The sequence below is a fragment of the Clostridium sp. UMB9555A genome, assembly GCF_030222355.1.
In the GTDB taxonomy this organism is placed as follows: Bacteria; Bacillota; Clostridia; order Clostridiales; family Clostridiaceae; genus Sarcina; species Sarcina perfringens.
This window is the reverse complement of sequence record NZ_JASORQ010000001.1, coordinates 402310-420280: the sequence shown is the minus strand read 5'-3', so window position 1 is coordinate 420280 and position 17971 is coordinate 402310. Positions and strand designations below refer to the sequence as shown.

The window sequence follows — 17971 nt, the reverse complement described above, 5'->3', positions numbered from 1 at the left end:
TCTATTTTTCTCCTACTATTCAAAACTTCACATAATATCATAACAACTATCATATAAAAAAGCAATTAACACTAATCTCAAGGCATACAAGAAGTTAATTTTATAAAAATTAAGACTATGCAGTAACTTTACATGCATATAAGAAAAATTTATATACAAAAACAACTAGCATAAGGAGACTATATGCTAGTTGTTTTTCTTTCAACTTATAGGTATTTATTTTTAATTTCTAATCAGTAAAATCAAAATGTCTAAATATTATTCTATTTTTCATTACTCTTTTCTTCTGTTTTTTCTTCTACTTTATCTTCCTCTTCACCATTAAAGAAATTCTTAACCTTGAATTTAACACTATCAATAATTCCGCCTTTTTTCATATCTCTATCTGAATATAATTCAACTTTACCTAGAAGTTCTCCATCTAGATAATATTCACAATATCCAACAGTATCAAATTCTTTAATTTTTTTCTTGCTTTCATCTAAAACAACTTTTTTCTCTATTTTATCACTCATACCCTTTGGACAAACTAGAGTTAAATCATCCTTAGCTTTTCCTATGATAAACTTATCCCCTGTTTGACTCATAGGAATTTGTTCTACGTCACCATCTTTTGTAGCTACTTGCTTGCTTTCAAACTTAGAAAATCCATAATTCATAAGCATACTAGCATCTCTATTTCTTATTTTAAATGTTGGAGCTCCCATTATTACTGAAAGCATTCTAACTCCGTCCCTAGTTGCTGTAGCTGATATACAGTATTTAGCGTCATTAGTAAATCCAGTTTTAAGACCATCACATCCCTTAAAGAATCTAACTAATTTATTATGGTTAACAAGTTCAATAGGAGATTTTCTTCCCTCTGATATAGTTTCCATATAAGTTCCTGTATATTTTAATATAGTAGGATGTTTTAATAATTCCCTAGACATAATAGAAATATCATACGCAGTAGATAAATGTCCTTCTATAGGAAGCCCTGTGCAGTTTTTAAATGTAGTGTTTTTCATTCCAAGTTCTTGAGCTCTTTTGTTCATCATCTCAACAAAACCACTTTCACTTCCACCTAAATATTCAGCCATAGCTACAGCGGCATCATTACCTGAAGCTATTCCTATACCTTTTATAATCTCCTCAACAGTTCTTACTTCTCCAACATCTAGGAGCATAGTACTACCACCCATTTTCTTAGCAGTCTCACTTACTGTGATTTGATCTGAAAGTTTTATTTCTCCTCTATCTACTTTTTCCATGGCAAGTAACATTGTCATAATCTTTGTTACTGAAGCAGGTGCAAATTTTTCATTAGCATTTTTTTCATAAATTATTTTTCCTGTACTAGCTTCCATAAGAAGAGCTGATCTTGCTTCTACTTCTATTGCCTCTTCAGCTTTTACAGGAACAGAAGAAACAATGCTAAATAAGGATAAAAATATTGCAAAAGCTGCTATTTGTCTTATGTATTTTTTCATAATATCTCCTCCTTTCTTGCTTATTTTCTCCCAAAAGAAATAAATTATAAGCAAAAAAGAAAAAGTTATCCTATACTTTAATTTGTATAGGATAACTTTAACAAGAAAATCTATAATGAGTACCAAAACTTAATTTATTTAAAGTGGTTGGGTTCCTTGTTAGATATGGTTATTCAAAGATTACGATGCATAACTATAAATCTTAGCTATACCTAACAAGAATCCAACCAGCTTTAAAGCATTTTTTAAAACTATTTAACTATATCATATATTAATGGAATATCTTTTACTGAATCTGATATTTCGTAATTAGCTAATATTCCATCTACTGCTTTCTTACCTTTTTCTTCATCATCAGCATGAATATATGCTATGATATCTCCTTCATTAACTTTGTCTCCTCTTTTCTTTTGAAGAACAATACCAACAGCTAAATCTATAATACTTTCCTTAGTAGCTCTTCCTGCTCCAAGTTCCATAGCAACTAATCCTATGTTTTCAGCATGAATTTTGCTTACAACTCCTGATTTAGTAGCTTTAACTGGAATTACATATTTAGCATTATGGAAGTTTGATATATCATTAATAACTGATGCATCTCCACCTTGAGCTTTTACAAATTCTTTTAATTTTTCAATTGCTTTTCCTGAAGTTATTGTTTCCATTAACATTTTTCTTGCTTCATCAGTATCTTTAGCAGCACCTGCTAAAACAACCATGTTGCTTCCAAGTGTTAAGCAAAGCTCTAAAAGATCCTTAGGACCATTTCCTCTTAAAGTTTCTATGGCTTCTTTAACTTCTAAGGCATTACCTATAGCAAATCCTAAAGGTTGATCCATATCTGAAATTATGGCAACAGTATTTCTTCCAACATGTTTACCTATTCCAACCATTTCAGTTGCAAGTTCTCTAGCTGCCTCTGGAGTTTTCATAAATGCTCCATCTCCAACCTTAACATCTAATACTATGGCATCAGCGCCTGCAGCAATTTTTTTACTCATAATACTTGAAGCTATTAATGATACATTATCAACAGTTCCAGTAACATCTCTTAAAGCATAAAGTTTTTTATCAGCTGGAGCTAAATCTCCTGTTTGTCCACCAACTGCTAATTTTATATTATTAACATTATTTATAAATTGATCCTTAGTCATTTCTACTGAGAATCCATCAAAACTTTCTAATTTATCTATTGTTCCACCAGTATGTCCAAGACCTCTTCCTGACATTTTAGCTACAGGAATTCCTAAAGCTGCAACCATAGGTCCTAAAACTAAAGTAGTAGTATCACCAACCCCACCAGTTGAATGCTTGTCTACTTTTATACCGTGTATTTCACTTAAATCTAATATATCTCCTGAATTAACCATAGCCATAGTTAAATCTGAAGTTTCTCTCTTATTCATTTTTTGGAAATATATAGCCATTAATAAGGCTGCTACTTGATAATCTGGTATTTCACCATTTGTATATTTATCAACAAAAAAGTTTATTTCTTCAGTGCTTAATTCCCCACCATTTCTCTTTTTTAATATTAAATCATACATTCTCATAAGTTTCTTTCCTCCACACTTTCAATTTGTGATAACCTTTTCATAAATTCATTTTATCAGAGAGATTCCTTATTTACAAGTACTTTCACCCTATAAAATATTATATTTTTTTCAACATTAATGAATTTTTCTTTTCTTAATTATAAAATTCAAATTATTTTTATGTATTTTTTGATAAATTCTAATATTTTAAAGCTAAAAATTATAAAAAGAAAAGACTTTTATGAAAGCCTTTTCTTTTATATATTATGCTCTTGGATGAGCTTTTCTGTATATATTGTTAATTTTTTCATTATTTATAATATCATAGTACATATCTATATAAGTCATAACTTGATTTCCTAATAGCTCTTGTACCACCTTAGCATTTGCTCCGTTTTGTAATAAATGCACTGCAAAAGAATGTCTAAAGGTATTTAAATTTATATCCTTACCAATATTTGCAATAACAGCATACTCCTTAACAATTCTCCAAACTCCTTGCCTAGTTATAGGTTCTCCACTCATATTTAAGAAAAGCTTATCTGATCCTTTAGAATTATCTTCTCTTACCACAATATATCTTTTAAGAGATTCCTTAGCTGCTTTTCCTATTGGTATAAGTCTCTCATATCCTCTACTATCTCTACAATTTACAAAAGATGAATCTAAATTAATATCTTCAATTCTTAAAGATATTAACTCTGAAACTTTCATTCCAGTGGCATACATAAGTTCTAATAAAGCCTTATCACGTATTCCCTTTTCAGTTAAAACATTAGTAGAGTTCATTATTTTATTTATCTCTTCAACAGTTAAAACTAAAGGTTTTTTCTTTTCAACTCTTTCTTTTTTCATAGTTAAATTTGGAACCTTCTTTAAAAATTCTTCTGCCACTAAGAAATTATAAAAATTTCTTAAAGAGATGATTGTTCTTTGAATTGATGATGGAGACTTGTGGCTCTCTTTTAAATGTTGTACATAAGATATTAAAGGATATGCATCCTCACTTACCTTAAACTCTTTTTCCTCTACAAAATCTAAATACATAGAGACATCTGTAATGTATGCACTTACGGTATTCTTTCTCTTTCCTATTGATTCTAGATATACTTCGTATTTGCTTACTAAATCTTTCATATTAACTCCTAACCAAAATGTTATTACATAATTATTTATATTACAGAAATCACCTACTAATTACTAATCTTATTAAATTAGGTGATATATATGTTTCAATTAGTATTCCTGATATTATAATTAAGCTTAAAAGCCCTTGAAAGTTTAAATATGCTCTACTAACATCAAGTTTTACTCTATCTCTAGATACTCCCATTTTTAACTTTGTAACTGAATGTCTTATAGCCAAAACGCTGATTAACATTATTATTGGAATAAAAATCAAATTTTGAAGCATTAATCCTGATAAGACTAACATAATCCCCTTGCTTCCTAACATGCTAACTATTAAAGAAAATGTAAATCCAATAACATAACCTTTAGCTAAATCCATCATAAGAATTATTGGTGTTCCTACAGCTGTGTAACCTAATAAAACTATTATTACAACCATTGGTAAAATACTTTTTATACTATCTACAAGAATACTTGTATAAGCTACAGAGTTTCCACCTAAAAACTCTAAAAAGTTATTAAAATAAGTAGTAATTTCAACCCTATTAAAATCACTCATGTAATAAACAGTATAAGATCCTAAAACTATTCCAACTAAAAAGAATAAAAGTACCCATAAAAAAGTGATTTTATTTTCCTTTAATGACTCCATAAGTCCACTAAAAAACATCCTCATAAATTCTTTTTCCCCTCCATTAAAGCTATTTATTAAAAGATATGATTAACATAATAAAAAGATACATACTTTTTTAAATTTATTTTTAAGGCTCTATTAAATATTTATTTTTTAGCTAAACTCCGAGAACTACTTAACTTCGCAAAGTATTTCTATCATCTATTCCGTAATAATAGCTAAAGCTTCGAAACTCCCTTCGTTCAAACAGTCTCAGCTTCTTAACGCTATTATTACTCCATATATGATGAAATACTAACTGCTTATTAAGATGTTCTCTTCGTTCTATCTGAAAAATAAATATTTAGGACTAGATAAGTTTATAATAAAGTTATTTAAATTCATTATAAAAAATAAGAACTAAAGTAAATTTATATACCCTAGTTCTTATTTCTAATTACTTAATATTTTCATAAAAAAATAAACATGCTATAGTTTTAGCATCAATTATTTTTCCTTCTATAATCATATTTTTAACTTCCTCTAAGGAATATTCTTTTAAATTTAAAAACTCATCTTCATCAAAATTTGTATTCCCCTTTTTTAATTCATAAGCTTTATATATATGAACCACTTCATCACAAAATCCTGGTGATGGTGTTATTTGTCCTAAATATGTTATCTTATTAGCTGAATACCCTGTCTCTTCTTTAAGTTCTCTTAAGGCTGCTTTTTCTAATATTTCTTCCTTATCAACCTTTCCTGCTGGTAATTCTAAAAATATTCTATTAAAAGGCTTTCTAAACTGTTCTACCATAAGGATATTTCCTTTTTCATTAAAAGCTAGAACACAAACACCATTTGAATGTTTAACAATATCTCTTTCTACCTCATTGCCATCAGGCAATTTTACCTTTTGCTTAACAAGTTCCATAAAAGAACACTTAAATATGCTCTCCTCACTTAAAGTTTTCTCATATAAATCCATATATATCACCTCAATTTGAACCTAAAAAAATTCTAAAATTATTCTTTTTAATATTAAATATCATAAAATTTCAAAGGATATTTGTGAAAAATCCTCGCTTAAATTATTATCTATTTTTCTTCTTACCCTTCTTTTCTTCTTTTGAATTTTATAAGGACATCCATCAACATGTTTATTATTAGGTAATGTATAAAAATATTTTCCATCTCTTTGCTTTTTAACTTCCCTAAAACCAAGTTTTGCTTTACATCCATCTATTGGACAAACTAAATTTTTTTTATATATTTTTTCATACTCAGATTTAGTTATACAATTAGCTAAAATAATCTTTTTTTCATTTCCCTCTACATAAACCGCTTTTCTCAAATTACCTCACCTCTCTATAAAAAGCACTTTTTATCAGCGAAAATATTATCTGATAAAAAGTGCTTTCTCCTTAATTTAGCTAACTTTATTCTTTAGTCTTAATTTATCTGCAACCATAGCTATAAATTCTGAGTTTGTTGGTTTACCCTTATCATTGTGGATAGTATGTCCAAATATTTTGTTTATAGCATCTATTTGTCCTCTTCCCCAAGCAACCTCTATAGCATGTCTTATAGCTCTTTCAACTCTACTTGCAGTAGTATTATATTTCTTTGCTATTGAAGGATATAACTCTTTTGTTATAGCTGATAATAATTCCATATCATTTACAACCATAGTTATAGCTTCTCTTAAATACATGTATCCTTTTATGTGAGCTGGAACTCCTATTTCATGAATTATACTAGTTATTTCAACCTCTAAATCCATAGGCTCTTTGTTATCATCAGAAGATGAATCCTCACTTTTTGATCCTTCAACTACACTAATTGTAGGTTTACTATTTGTAGGTTCCTCTGATATTGTGCTATTAAACATTTGTCTTATTCTCTCTGTAAATACATCCATATCAAATGGTTTAACAACATAATAGTCTGCCCCTAAAGTTATAGCTCTTTGAGTAATTTTGTCTTGTCCAACAGCAGATAGTACTATTACCCTTGGAGTTTTTTCTAAGCCTAGAGAATTTATTCTTTCAAGTACACCTAACCCATCTAAGTGTGGCATAATTATATCTAATACAACTAAATCTGGTTGTTTTTCTTCTATAAGTTTTAAAGCTTCTAATCCATCTTTTGCAATTCCTGTAACAACAATATCCCTTTGACTTAATAAATAGTCATTTAAAATATTGCAAAACTCTTTGTTATCATCAGCAATTAATACAGATATTTTTGATTCCTTCATGCTTTTCTCTCCTTACCCAACTTTATATATCCATTTTTTTACAATTATTCTACTTTAACTATATTCGACAAAACTTATTTATTTCCTTCTAAAAAAAATAAATACTAAAAAATTCATTTAATTTTCTAGTATTTATTATAACACATATTTACATTAATCACACTTATTTTCTATTATATAATTTTTGCATCCTTTAACATCCACTCTATATAAATTCCATATCCCACTTCAGGCTTATTAACCAAAACATGTGTCACAGCACCAATTATTTTATCATTTTGTATAATTGGACTTCCACTCATTCCTTGAACAACGCCACCAGTTTTTTCTAATAATCTTTCATCTGTAATCTTAATTACCATACTCTTTGTACTAATGCTATCTTGCTTTGCAAGTTTTACAATTTCGATATCATAAAGCTTAGGACCTTCTTCATCAATAGTAGTTATAATTTGTGCTGGTCCTGGCTGAATTTCATCTCTCCAACCAACTTTATAAGTTTTATTATTAATATTTTTTAAATTTTCTGTATTCATGCTACCAAATATTCCACATTGTGTATTTCCTGTAACATTTCCTATTGGTTTCTTATCACTTGAAAAAATTCCTCTTAATTCTCCTGGATTACCTTTAACACCTTTTTTTACGCTTATTATTGAAGAATTTAAAAGATCTCCATTTTTTATTGAAAGAATTTTTTCTGTTTCACTATCTGTTATTGGATGACCTATTGCTCCATATTTTCCACTTTCTTTATCATAGAAAGTAAGTGTACCTACACCAGCAGTAGAATCTCTTACCCAAAGACCTATTTTATAATCACCATCTGCATTTTTTGATAAATTTATGTTTTTGGTTATTTCTTCACCATTTCTCTCAATTAATATTTCAACATTTTCTGATTTACTCTCATTGATTTTTTTTGATAAATCTTTTGAGTTTTTTATTTTATTTCCATTTACGCTTATAAGTCTATCACCAATTTGTATTCCACCATTTTGAGCTGGACTCTCTACTTCTCCCTCTCCTGTTATTAAGTCTGAATAACCTACTGCTAATACACCATCTGTTGAAACCCTTACACCTACTGAATTTCCTCCAGCATAAAGCTCTATATCTTTCTTTTCCTGTTCACTATTTACAAGAGCTACGCCATATCTGTTCTTAAACTTTTCATCATTACTATTCTTAGAATTTAAAGAATAGAAATTGCTACTTGCAAAAACATTATTACTCTCACAATAATCCCTTGCAAATGTTACAGAGGATAAAAGTAATATTAAAGACATCATTATTATTGATATAATCTTTATTCTTTTGTTCATATTTTTCATTAACTATCTCCTCCTTTTCTATTCTTAATTTGCCCCTTTCAAAAAAATAATATCCTGTATTAACTTTGTTATTCTAGCCAAATCAATTTAAAATATACTAAAATTCTCATATTAGTTTTAAAATAAAAAAAAATAGAACTGTTTAACAGTTCTATTTTGTATTAAAAATCACTTTATTATGTATGAAAAGTCTTAATTGTTTCTTTTTTTGTATCAGCTAACTCTATCATCTCTTTAGCATTTAATAATGTATTGCTTGTCATTTCAACGCCACCTAGCATTTTTCCAACCTCTTCAATTTTTTGATTATAAGTTATAGGTTCAACCTTTGAAAAAGTTTTATTATCTATTACTTTTTTTCTAACCATATAATGATTGTCCGACATACTTGCTATTTGAGGAAGATGTGTGATACAAAAAACTTGATGTTTTGTTGATATTTCATACATCTTTTCTCCAACGGATTGAGCTACTCTTCCACTTATACCTGTGTCTATTTCATCAAATATAACTGTAGGAATCTTATCCTTATCTATAAACACAGCTTTTAAAGCTAACATTATTCTTGAAAGTTCTCCTCCAGAAACTATTCTTTCCATAGGCTTTAATGGTTCACCAGGATTTGTTGATATAAGAAATTGTACTTTGTCCTTACCTTTAAAGTTAAAGGTTTCATCTTCCTCAATAAGAACTTCAAATCTACATTTTCCTAAGCCAACATAGGCCAGTTCTTTATGGATATTTTCTTCTAAAACTTTTGAAAGTTCTATTCTCTTATTATGAATTCTATTAGCTATTTCACTTAAAACATTCTCAACTTTACTTTTTTCATTTAAAAGATCTTCAATTATTTTTTCTGAGTTTTTAATATTATTTATTTGAGATAAAATATTATTTTTATATTCTAAGATTTCGGCTATACTATTTCCATACTTCTTCTTTAAGGAAGCAATCTTAAACATACGACTATTTATTTCTTCTAATTCATTGCCATCATAAACACTTTCATCACATATATCTCTAATTTCTCTAGCCATTTCTTGTATTTCATAGTACATTTCCATTATTTTAGAGTTTATATTTTTGATTTTTTCTAAATGCTCTTCAACATTTGAAAGCTCCCTATTTACTACTGATAAAGAATCCACTACACTGCTTTCAATACCATTTAATAGATTATATGATATTCCCAGTGAATTTTTTATTTTTTCTGCATTAGATAAAACATTAAATCTTTCTGTTAACTCTTCTTCTTCACCATTTCTAAGCTTGGCTTCTTCAATTTCATTTAACTGATATTCTAAATAATTTAAAAGTTTTTCATCTTTTCCTTCATTGCTTAATTCACTTATTTTTCTTTCTATATCCTTAAGCTCTGAGAATTTTTCTCCATATTCTTTTAAATCTTCACTTAACTTAGAATCTCCAAAATCATCTAAATACATTATATGATTTTCTTTATTTAATAAATTTTGATTATTATGTTGACCATGTATGTCTAGAAGTGTACTACTTATTTTTTTTAAAGTAGCTACTATTATACTTCTTCCATTAACCTTTATATTACTTCTACCGTTTATAAAAGTTTCTCTAGAAATTATTAAAGTATCATCATACTCTATTGCTAAATCATCTAAAATTTCTTTAAGCCTCTCATTATCATCTATTGAAAATATAGCCTCTACAAAAGTCTTTTCTTCTCCAGTTCTAATTAAGTCCTTGTTAAACTTACTTCCTTGAACATAATTTATCGCATCTATAAGAATAGACTTACCAGCTCCAGTTTCTCCTGATAAAATAGTAAATCCTTCTTTAAAATCTAAAGATGCTTTTTCTATCAAAGCAAAGTTATTTATAGTTAATTGTAAAAGCATACTTCTCCTCCTTAACTATCCTTCTATCATTTCCAGTATCCTAGAAACTAGAGTTTCTGCTTTTTCTAAGCTTCTAACTAATATAAATATTGTGTTGTCTCCTGCTATAGTACCAGCAATTTCACCTAAATGAAGTGTATCTATTGCCTCTGCTGCTGCAGATGCTGAACCTGATATTGTTTTAACAACAACCATCTTATCAACATTTTCTACTGAAGTTACAGTATTGGCTAATATATTGCTTAATCTATCAACCATTTCATTTTTTTCTTCTTCTATGATTGTGTATCTATAGTGTCCTTTATTATCTTGTTTTTTAACAAGTTTTAAATTTTTTATGTCTCTAGATACTGTAGCTTGAGTAACATCAAACCCAGCTTTTTTTAATTCTTCCGCTAACTCTTCTTGAGTTTCTATCGCTGTTGATTTTATAATTTCAATTATCTTAGAATGTCTCTTAGATTTCATCTTCAACTCACCTTCATAATATTTATTCTATCTTAAATAATTTTTTCCTTAGTACCTTAAAATAACTTTTATTATCAAATGAAATTATTCTAAAAAATTCTTTTGCTTTTTTTATTAAAACTTCATTGTGTTTTTCTAACTTTAATGCTTTTTGTCCATCTATTGTAACAAAGACATCTGATTCATTAATAAGAGGCTTAACTCTTACCTTGTTATTTCCATCTATTATCATAGGTCTTGAATTAGGTGTATGAGGACATATAGGGACTATTGATACTATTTGTAAATCTGGCATTATAAGTGGGCCTCCAGCTGAAAAAGAATAGGCTGTTGATCCAACTGGTGTAGAAATTATAACTCCATCCCCTTTAAAAGTAGCATAAAGTTCATCATTTATAAAGACCTCATATTGTGCCATTCTAGATAAGGTTCCCCTAGCAACAACAATATCATTTAAAGCCCTTTCCTCTGAACAAGTTACCCCTTCTATAGTACAAGAAAGTAACATTCTTTCCTCTACCTTATAATCACCAACCTTTATTCTATATAAAGCTTCATCTAATTCGCTTATCTCAGCTGTAACTAAAAAGCCTAAATTTCCAATGTTAATTCCTAAAATTGGAGTATCTATAACTGTAGAGAATTTTCTAGCCACACCTAAAAGCGTTCCATCTCCACCAAGTACTATTAAAAGATCTAAAGACATTAAATCTTTATAATCTCCCTTATAAAATTGGTCTATAACTTTTATTTCATCAGGATTTAGATATTCTTTAACCTTTAAAATAACCAAATTTAAAATTTTATTTTCTTTATCTTTTTCTTTATTAATTATAATTCCTATATTTCTCATGCCCCAAAACACACCTTTACTTTAACTATGCAGTTTATCTAAAGTAATTATAAAATTAATATTTCTTATTTAATAATTTAATTTTTATAAATCACTATGAGATTTATCTACAACTTCATCTATAATATTATAATCAAACTCTTCTGTATTGTTATCCTTCTTTAAATATATTAAATATTCTATATTTCCTTCAGGTCCTTTTATAGGAGAGAAATCAAGACCTAATATATTTAATTTGTGTGATAAAGCAAAATCAACAATCTTCTTAATTACTTCTTTATGAGTAGAAGCTTCTCTTACAACACCCTTCTTACCAACCTTTTCTCTGCCAGCTTCAAATTGAGGCTTAATAAGAGCCATAACTTCTCCCTTATCATTTAAAAGATTAAGTACAGCTGGCAAAACTGTTGTTAGTGATATAAAAGATACATCTATTGATGCAAAATCACATAATTCTCCTATTTGCTCTGGGGTTACATATCTTACGTTAGTTCTTTCCATACAGACAACTCTTGGATCTACTCTAAGTTTCCAAGCAAATTGTCCATAACCAACATCAATTGAAAATACTTTTGAAGCATCATTTTGAAGCATACAGTCAGTAAATCCACCAGTGGATGCTCCAATATCTAAGCATCTCTTTCCTTTAAGGTCTATTCCAAAGGATTTAACTGCCTTATCAAGTTTAAATCCACCTCTACTAACAAAAGGTAGTTTTTCTCCTCTAAATATGATATTTGAGCTTACAGGAACCTTTTCTCCAGCCTTATCAACTCTCTTTTCTCCTATGAATACCATACCTGCCATTATATATCTTTTAGCTTTTTCTCTTGACTCAGCAATACCTTGTTCAACAAGAAGTACGTCAAGTCTTTCTTTTTTCTCTTTTTTTTCTGCCATAATTTTCTCCTTTAAAGTAATTCAATTAATGTGTTTTTTATTCCCTCTGCATCTACCCCATTAATTTTATATAAAATATCAGGCTTACCATGTTCTATAAACTTATCATTAAATGCTAATGTAACAATTTTTTCTTTATGTCCAATTTCATTTAAATATTCTAGAACGCCTTCTCCAAAGCCACCTTTTTTAATATTATCTTCAATAGTTACAATCTTAAATCCATCCTTTGATAAGGAATTTAATAATTCTTTATCTATTGGTTTTATAAAGGTTGCATTTATAATTAAAATATCTATATTTTTTTCTTCTTTTATTTTTTGTGCAGCAATCATAGCATGTTGAACCATTTTACCAGTAGCAACTATTGCTATTTTCTCTCCCTCTTGAACCTTTTCCCATTTTCCATATTCTATTTTACTTAATGGTTTTAAATTAACATCAATATCTCCACCTCTTGGATATCTTATAGCTAAAGGTGCATTAAAATTACTTGCCCATTTTAAGATAACTTCCATTTCATCTATACACTTAGGTGCAACAATAGTCATATTAGGCATTGGAGATAAAAATGAAATATCAAATATACCTTGATGAGTTTCTCCATCTTCTCCAACTAAGCCAGCTCTATCTAAACAAAGTGTAACAGGTAGCTTTTGTATGCATACATCATGTAAAACTTGATCATAAGCTCTTTGTAGGAAAGTTGAATAAACTGCAAAAAATGGTTTTAAACCCTCTGCTGCCATTCCAGCAGCTAAGGTAACAGCGTGTTGTTCTGCTATTCCTACATCAAAAAATCTATCAGGAAATTCTTCTCTAAATTCCTTTAACCCTGTTCCATCTGGCATAGCAGCAGTAATTGCAACAACTTTGTCATCATTTTTAGCTAATTTAATCATTTCTTCTCCAAAGGTAGAAGAATAATTTCTACTTGCAAACTTTGAAATTACTCCTTCCCCTAAATCAAAAGGAGATACTCCATGATATTTATTAGGATTTTTTTCTGCTAATTCATAGCCTTTTCCTTTTTTAGTAACTGTATGTATTATAACTGGTCCTTTTATATTTTTAGCTATGCTTAAAACTTCATTTAACTCTCTAATATTATGTCCATCTACTATACCAAAATATTTTAATCCAATATCTTCAAAGTACATACTTGGTACAACAATTTTTTTAATACCATCTTTTAATTTTGAAAGAGAGTTCTTTACTCTTTTCCCAAAAGAAGTTGTATCTAAAGTTGATCCAATATCTGATTTTAATTTATTATAACCTACACCCATTCTAAGCTTATTTAAATAGGTTGCAAGTCCTCCAACATTTTTACATATAGACATTTGATTATCATTTAATATTATTATAAGATTATCTTTTCTATACCCAATATCATTTAAGGCTTCTAAGGCCATACCTCCAGTTAAGGCTCCATCACCTATAACTGCTATAACCTTATTATCTTTTCCAAGTAGCCTCTGTGCTCTAGCCATACCTGCTGCTGAAGATAGTGATGTACTACTATGTCCAGTGGCAAAAAAATCATATTCACTTTCTGTTCTCTTAGGAAAACCACACAATCCGCCATATTGTCTTAAAGTATTAAATTTATCTTTTCTTCCTGTTAATATCTTATAAGCATAAGATTGATGTCCAACATCCCATATTATTCTATCTTCACTAAAATCAAAATTTTTAAATAAAGCTACTGTTAGATCAATAACTCCTAAGTTTGAAGCAAAATGTCCCCCAGTATTTGAAACACTTTCAATTAAAAATTCTCTTAAATCTTCAGCTAATATTTCTAATTCTTTCTCATCTAAATCCTTTATTTCTTTAGGATCAGTTATTCTCTGTAGAACTTCACTCATTTAAACCAAATCCTTTATTATTAAAATTTTCTCTCTAAAAGTTTCATTGTTAAAACTTTTAGAGGCTCCGTATTTCCTTCTATTGAACTTAATATCTCTATACATTCCTCAGTTATATTCACGCATTTTTTCTTACACTCTTCTAATCCAAAAATGGTTATATAATTATTTTTATTGCTTTCTTGGTCTTTGTGAACATTCTTCCCTAAATCTTTTGCATTTCCCACTACATCTAATATATCATCTTTTATTTGAAATGCTAAGCCTAACTTATATCCAAAATCCTCTAATTTTTTAATATCTCCCTCTGAAGCTTCTGCTAAAACCGCTCCAGACATTATTGAAGCTTTTATAAGTTCTCCAGTTTTCTTTAAATGCATATAATCTAATTCTTTTAAAGAAATTTCTTCCTTATCTTCATTTATTATATCAACAATTTGCCCACCAATCATTCCATCTGATCCTGCTGCATCTGCAATTATTTTAGTTGCCTTTAATGCACTTATTCCTTCTTCTAAAGAATAATCAACTAAAATTTTCATAGCTTCATTTAAAAGGGCATCTCCAGCTAAAACAGCAATAGCTTCTCCAAAAACCTTATGATTTGTAGGTTTTCCTCTTCTTAAATCATCATTGTCCATACATGGTAAATCATCATGTATTAAAGAATAAGTGTGTATCATTTCTATGGCCATTGCAGGTGTTAATATTTTTTTATAATCACTTTTATAAATATAGTAAGATAAAAGCATTAAGATTGGTCTTATTCTTTTTCCCCCTACATTTATGCTATATGCCATTGAATCATATAAAACTTTATTATATTCTCTATCTTTATTAAAATAAGCTTTTAAAGATTGATCAACTTCCTCTTTTAAGCTATTAATATTCATTGCTGTATCCTCCAAAGTCTTCCTCTTTTTCATCTTCAACAACCTTTATTTTGCCTTCTAAAGTGCTTAGCTTCTTATATAGTTTATTTACTATTTTAACGCCATTTTCATAGCTTTTTATAGACTGTTCTAAGGTCAAATCTCCATTTTCCAGTTGCTTTACGATTTCATTTAATTCACTAACCATACTTTCATAATTAGTTTCTTTTCTAGCCATTTTATCTCTCTTTGCTCCTTATTCATTAATAATTTTTATATCTATATTAACGGAACCATCCTTCATTATCACTTTTACCATATCGTTCTTTTTTAATTCACTTACTTCGTTAATTACTTTATCTTCTTTATCCATTATTACTGAATACCCTCTTCCTAAGGTGTTTAATGGATTTAAGGTTTGTAATATACTATTTAAAGCAATAAGTTCATCTTTTGCTTTATCAATTTTTCTTTTTCCTAAAAAGTTTAACTTTTCTTCTAAGGAATTTACTTCTTTTATTCTTTTTTCAATTATATGTTTAGGATTATTACCTTTTAATCCTTTGTGTAGTAAATCTAAATCTTTCTTTGCATTTAAAAATTTTCTATCAATGGCTCTATGTAAGAACTCTTTTTTATTTAACAAATCATTTATCATTTCTTGTAATGATGGTGATACTAACTCTCCTGCTGCTGATGGTGTAGGTGCTCTCATATCACTTACAAAATCACTAATAGTAAAATCTACTTCGTGGCCAACAGCTGATACAGTAGGTATTCTACTATTAAATATCTCATATGCTAAGTCTCTATTATTAAAAGCCCAAAGTTCTTCAATAGATCCTCCACCTCTACCTAAGATGATAACATCAACTGATTTCTCATTATTAAAATATCTAATACCCTCAATTATTGAATCTGCTGCATTTTCTCCTTGAACCTTAGCTGGATATAAAATAATATCTAAAGATTTATTTCTTCTTTGTATTACGTTTATTATATCCCTTACTGCTGCTCCAGTCCTTGCTGTAATTATTCCAATTCTTTTAGGGAATTTTGGTAAGGCTCTTTTGTATTTTTCATCAAAAATTCCTTCTTCACTAAGCTCTTTTTTTAATTTATGAAATTCTTCAAAAAGTTCTCCAATTCCTGCTTTTTTAATATTTTCACAGTAAAGCTGATAAGTTCCTTCTTTATGATAAACACCTAATCTAGCCTTTATTTCTACCTTCATTCCTTCTTCTAGTCTAAAATCTAAATTAACTGCATTATTTTTAAACATAATGCAGTTAACCTTGCTATTTTCATCTTTCAATGAAAAATAAATATGACCACTTGAATGGAATTTTAAATTAGATATTTCACCTTTGACATTAAGATTCTTTAATATAAAGTCATTTTCAACTAACTTTTTAACGTAGTTATTAACTTCACCAACAGATAATGTCTTTAGTTTCATTCTAATCTAACTCCTTACAAACATTTTTTAAAAGAAGAGTCGTAGTTAAAGAACCTACGCCTCCTGGAACTGGTGTAATTAATGATGCTTTTTCATAAACATCATCAAAATTAACATCTCCCGTTATTTTACCATTAACCTCACTAGTTCCTACATCAATAACAACCGCTCCTTCTCTAACATAAGAAGAATCTATGAAATTAGCCCTTCCAATAGCTACTACTAATATGTCAGCTCTCTTACAAACTTCTTTTAAGTTCTTAGTTCTTGAATGACATACTGTTACTGTAGCATTTTCATTTAAAAACATTTGAAAAAGAGGTTTACCAACTATATTGCTTCTTCCAATAATAACAACTTCTTTACCCTCAATTTCAACATTATAAGCTTTTAAAAGAGTTATTACACTGTTTGGTGTACATGGCATAAAGCACTTCTCACCCTTATAGAATCTACCTACACTTACCTCTGAAAGGCAGTCTAAGTCTTTATCTGCATCTATTAAATTTGTAACTGCTCTCTCATCAATATGTTTTGGTAAAGGTAATAAAAGCATTATTCCATTTACACTGTCATCTTTATTTAACTCTTCTATCTTAAGTTTCAGATTTTCTTCTGAAATACTTTCATCTAATTTTATCTTCTCAAAGTCTATTCCTAAATTATTAGCTAATTTTTCTTGGAAGTTTTGGTAATATACTGAGCCTCCATCATCCCCAACTAGTATAGACGATATTTTTAAAGACTTTCCAGAAGCTTTTAATTCCTCTGTATAACTCTTAATTTGCCCCTTTATGTCTATAGCCACTGTTTTTCCGCTTAAAATTTTATCCATTACCTGCCCCTCCAAATCTTATCATTCTAGTAAATATAAATTTTAGCTCCTATTGCATATTTTTATACACTTTATCTAAAACTCCATTTATAAATGAAACTGATTTATTATCTGAATATTTTTTACATAATTCAATAGCTTCATTTATTGATACCTTTCCTGGTACATCCTCTGCAAATAACATTTCATATGTAGAGATTCTTAAAATTGATAAGTTAACTTTTGAAATTCTGTTTAATTTCCATTTTACAAGTTGACTTTCTATTAAAGAATCTAACTTTTCCTTATTTTCTTCTATTCCTAATAATCCTGACTTTATGTATGCTAGATCTAAGTCATCCTTAGAAATGTCTTCGTTCTCCATAAAAGAATTGAAAGTTTCTAATGCAGTTTCTGAAGTTATTTCCATTTGGTAAGCTAATTGTAATAAATATTCTCTTGATTTTACTCTATTCATTATATCCTCCTATGTTTTGAAAATACTCTATTTAGTA

Annotated in this window: 18 protein-coding genes; all 18 read right to left on the bottom strand. The window is 28.6% G+C overall.

What is annotated here, in order from left to right; translation table 11 throughout:
• Positions 1–263: 263 nt before the first annotated feature.
• The gene (locus QP548_RS01925; RefSeq protein WP_061428844.1) at positions 264–1472 is read right to left on the bottom strand and encodes a D-alanyl-D-alanine carboxypeptidase family protein; all 1209 of its coding nucleotides are present in this window, start codon (positions 1470–1472) and stop codon (positions 264–266) included.
• A gap of 251 nt (positions 1473–1723) precedes the next feature.
• Complete coding sequence (locus QP548_RS01920; RefSeq protein WP_061428845.1) at positions 1724–3025, bottom strand: pyrimidine-nucleoside phosphorylase; 1302 nt, start codon at positions 3023–3025, stop codon at positions 1724–1726.
• A gap of 246 nt (positions 3026–3271) precedes the next feature.
• The gene (locus tag QP548_RS01915) at positions 3272–4144 is read right to left on the bottom strand and encodes a site-specific tyrosine recombinase (protein ID WP_061428846.1); all 873 of its coding nucleotides are present in this window, start codon (positions 4142–4144) and stop codon (positions 3272–3274) included.
• Between the two features lie 49 nt (positions 4145–4193).
• A complete protein-coding gene (gene spoIIM / locus QP548_RS01910; protein WP_003478333.1) occupies positions 4194–4814 on the bottom strand; it encodes a stage II sporulation protein M in 621 nt (206 codons plus the stop codon).
• 394 nt (positions 4815–5208) lie between these two features.
• Positions 5209–5739: an NUDIX hydrolase gene (locus QP548_RS01905; RefSeq protein WP_061428847.1), complete on the bottom strand. Its 531-nt coding sequence runs from the start codon at positions 5737–5739 to the stop codon at positions 5209–5211.
• Positions 5740–5799: 60 nt separating this feature from the next.
• Positions 5800–6105 (bottom strand): hypothetical protein, encoded by a 306-nt coding sequence (locus tag QP548_RS01900; protein ID WP_003458729.1) that lies wholly within the window; start codon positions 6103–6105, stop codon positions 5800–5802.
• Between the two features lie 75 nt (positions 6106–6180).
• A complete protein-coding gene (gene spo0A / locus QP548_RS01895) occupies positions 6181–7011 on the bottom strand; it encodes a sporulation transcription factor Spo0A (protein ID WP_003451549.1) in 831 nt (276 codons plus the stop codon).
• Between the two features lie 173 nt (positions 7012–7184).
• On the bottom strand, positions 7185–8345 hold the full coding sequence (gene spoIVB, locus QP548_RS01890) for a SpoIVB peptidase (protein ID WP_061428848.1): 1161 nt from the start codon (positions 8343–8345) through the stop codon (positions 7185–7187).
• A gap of 176 nt (positions 8346–8521) precedes the next feature.
• Complete coding sequence (recN, locus tag QP548_RS01885) at positions 8522–10219, bottom strand: DNA repair protein RecN (RefSeq protein WP_061428849.1); 1698 nt, start codon at positions 10217–10219, stop codon at positions 8522–8524.
• A 15-nt stretch (positions 10220–10234) separates the two neighbouring features.
• Positions 10235–10687: an arginine repressor gene (locus tag QP548_RS01880; protein WP_003451580.1), complete on the bottom strand. Its 453-nt coding sequence runs from the start codon at positions 10685–10687 to the stop codon at positions 10235–10237.
• 22 nt (positions 10688–10709) lie between these two features.
• Positions 10710–11540 carry an NAD(+)/NADH kinase gene (locus tag QP548_RS01875; protein WP_003478336.1) on the bottom strand — a complete coding sequence of 277 codons (831 nt, stop codon included), beginning with the start codon at positions 11538–11540 and terminating at the stop codon, positions 10710–10712.
• A gap of 84 nt (positions 11541–11624) precedes the next feature.
• A complete protein-coding gene (locus QP548_RS01870) occupies positions 11625–12440 on the bottom strand; it encodes a TlyA family RNA methyltransferase (protein WP_003458690.1) in 816 nt (271 codons plus the stop codon).
• Between the two features lie 11 nt (positions 12441–12451).
• Entirely contained in the window at positions 12452–14311 is a 1860-nt protein-coding gene (gene dxs, locus QP548_RS01865; protein WP_061428850.1) for a 1-deoxy-D-xylulose-5-phosphate synthase, read from the bottom strand.
• A 20-nt stretch (positions 14312–14331) separates the two neighbouring features.
• Positions 14332–15204: a polyprenyl synthetase family protein gene (locus QP548_RS01860; protein WP_003458680.1), complete on the bottom strand. Its 873-nt coding sequence runs from the start codon at positions 15202–15204 to the stop codon at positions 14332–14334.
• A complete protein-coding gene (locus QP548_RS01855; protein ID WP_061428851.1) occupies positions 15194–15421 on the bottom strand; it encodes an exodeoxyribonuclease VII small subunit in 228 nt (75 codons plus the stop codon). The genes QP548_RS01860 and QP548_RS01855 overlap by 11 nt, the downstream gene beginning before the upstream one ends.
• Positions 15422–15439: 18 nt before the next feature.
• On the bottom strand, positions 15440–16642 hold the full coding sequence (xseA, locus tag QP548_RS01850) for an exodeoxyribonuclease VII large subunit (protein WP_061428852.1): 1203 nt from the start codon (positions 16640–16642) through the stop codon (positions 15440–15442).
• A 1-nt stretch (position 16643) separates the two neighbouring features.
• Positions 16644–17477 (bottom strand): bifunctional methylenetetrahydrofolate dehydrogenase/methenyltetrahydrofolate cyclohydrolase, encoded by an 834-nt coding sequence (locus QP548_RS01845; protein ID WP_061428853.1) that lies wholly within the window; start codon positions 17475–17477, stop codon positions 16644–16646.
• Between the two features lie 49 nt (positions 17478–17526).
• Positions 17527–17934, bottom strand: a complete 408-nt coding sequence (nusB, locus tag QP548_RS01840; RefSeq protein ID WP_057257478.1) for a transcription antitermination factor NusB — start codon at positions 17932–17934, stop codon at positions 17527–17529.
• Between the last annotated feature and the right edge of the window lie 37 nt (positions 17935–17971).

Coding starts and splice junctions, on each gene's coding strand:
- QP548_RS01925 (WP_061428844.1), bottom strand. CDS start 1,472: ATGAAAAAATACATAAGACAAATAGCAGCTTTTGCAATATTTTTATCC.
- QP548_RS01920 (WP_061428845.1), bottom strand. CDS start 3,025: ATGAGAATGTATGATTTAATATTAAAAAAGAGAAATGGTGGGGAATTA.
- QP548_RS01915 (WP_061428846.1), bottom strand. CDS start 4,144: ATGAAAGATTTAGTAAGCAAATACGAAGTATATCTAGAATCAATAGGA.
- spoIIM (WP_003478333.1), bottom strand. CDS start 4,814: ATGAGGATGTTTTTTAGTGGACTTATGGAGTCATTAAAGGAAAATAAA.
- QP548_RS01905 (WP_061428847.1), bottom strand. CDS start 5,739: ATGGATTTATATGAGAAAACTTTAAGTGAGGAGAGCATATTTAAGTGT.
- spo0A (WP_003451549.1), bottom strand. CDS start 7,011: ATGAAGGAATCAAAAATATCTGTATTAATTGCTGATGATAACAAAGAG.
- spoIVB (WP_061428848.1), bottom strand. CDS start 8,345: ATGAAAAATATGAACAAAAGAATAAAGATTATATCAATAATAATGATG.
- recN (WP_061428849.1), bottom strand. CDS start 10,219: ATGCTTTTACAATTAACTATAAATAACTTTGCTTTGATAGAAAAAGCA.
- QP548_RS01880 (WP_003451580.1), bottom strand. CDS start 10,687: ATGAAATCTAAGAGACATTCTAAGATAATTGAAATTATAAAATCAACA.
- QP548_RS01875 (WP_003478336.1), bottom strand. CDS start 11,540: ATGAGAAATATAGGAATTATAATTAATAAAGAAAAAGATAAAGAAAAT.
- QP548_RS01870 (WP_003458690.1), bottom strand. CDS start 12,440: ATGGCAGAAAAAAAAGAGAAAAAAGAAAGACTTGACGTACTTCTTGTT.
- dxs (WP_061428850.1), bottom strand. CDS start 14,311: ATGAGTGAAGTTCTACAGAGAATAACTGATCCTAAAGAAATAAAGGAT.
- QP548_RS01860 (WP_003458680.1), bottom strand. CDS start 15,204: ATGAATATTAATAGCTTAAAAGAGGAAGTTGATCAATCTTTAAAAGCT.
- QP548_RS01855 (WP_061428851.1), bottom strand. CDS start 15,421: ATGGCTAGAAAAGAAACTAATTATGAAAGTATGGTTAGTGAATTAAAT.
- xseA (WP_061428852.1), bottom strand. CDS start 16,642: ATGAAACTAAAGACATTATCTGTTGGTGAAGTTAATAACTACGTTAAA.
- QP548_RS01845 (WP_061428853.1), bottom strand. CDS start 17,477: ATGGATAAAATTTTAAGCGGAAAAACAGTGGCTATAGACATAAAGGGG.
- nusB (WP_057257478.1), bottom strand. CDS start 17,934: ATGAATAGAGTAAAATCAAGAGAATATTTATTACAATTAGCTTACCAA.